The following is a 987-nucleotide window of genomic DNA, read 5'->3' on the forward strand; positions in this document are numbered from 1 at the left end:
CGGCGCTCGGACCGCAGTCATGAGCCCTCCCGCCGTCCGGTCTCCGCACCGGAGCTCATCGGTTTTTCGGTTCCCGCCCGAAGTTTCCGCTCTGCGTGGACGGCGCGGCCGAGCACCAGTTCGGCGAGGAGCGGCGGGGAGCTGTCCCGGACATGCCCTCGAATCCAGTTCCCGAGTGTCGTCAACCTTGGGTTGACGGATGGGAATCGTCAACCAATGATTGACGCATGACGACTCCAATCCGGCTCGACGACCTGATCGAGGCCATCAAGAAGGTGCACTCCGACGTGCTCGACCAGCTTTCCGACGCGGTCATCGCCGCCGATCACCTCGGCGACGTGGCGGACCATCTGATCGGCCACTTCGTCGACCAGGCACGACGCTCGGGCGCGTCCTGGACGGACATCGGCAGGAGTATGGGGGTCACCAAGCAGGCAGCGCAGAAGCGTTTCGTTCCGAAGGGTCCCGGCGAACCGTCGGATCTCGACCCCAGCCAGGGATTCAGCCGGTTCACCGAGCGGGCGAGAAACGCCGTGATGGCGGCGCAGAACGAAGCCCGTGCGGCGGACAACGACGAGATCCGCCCTGAGCACCTGGTGCTGGGGCTCCTGAGCGAGCCGGACGCACTCGCCGCAGAGTCGATCGTCGCGCAGGGCGTGCCGCTGGAAACCGTCCGGCGGACCGTAACCGCGACGCTGCCGCCTCCGGCCGAGCAGGTGCCCGGCATCGTCCCATTCGATGCACGGGCGAAAAAGGCGCTGGAACTCACATTCCGGGAGGCCCTGCGGATGGGCCACAACTACATCGGGACCGAGCACATCCTGCTCGCCCTGCTGGAACTCGAAGACGGCACGGGCGTGCTCGTCGGCCTCGGCGTCGACAAGGCGACCGCCGCAGCCCACATCACCGCCGCCGTGGCCGGGAAAACGCCTTGACCTGAAGTCGGGTTCAGTTCGTAGTGTCCCTATGCGTCGGCGGGGTGGCGGT

General features: G+C 67.0%; 1 protein-coding gene. It reads left to right on the forward strand.

Going from position 1 to position 987, the window contains the following annotated elements; translation table 11 throughout:
• Positions 1 to 227 precede the first annotated feature (227 nt).
• Positions 228 to 935 carry a Clp protease N-terminal domain-containing protein gene (locus DD1DGNOD_RS11050; RefSeq protein WP_131768146.1) on the forward strand — a complete coding sequence of 236 codons (708 nt, stop codon included), beginning with the start codon at positions 228 to 230 and terminating at the stop codon, positions 933 to 935.
• Positions 936 to 987: the final 52 nt, after the last annotated feature.

Origin of the sequence: Candidatus Protofrankia californiensis (assembly GCF_900634765.1) — a bacterium.
GTDB lineage: Bacteria > Actinomycetota > Actinomycetes > Frankiales > Frankiaceae > Protofrankia > Protofrankia californiensis.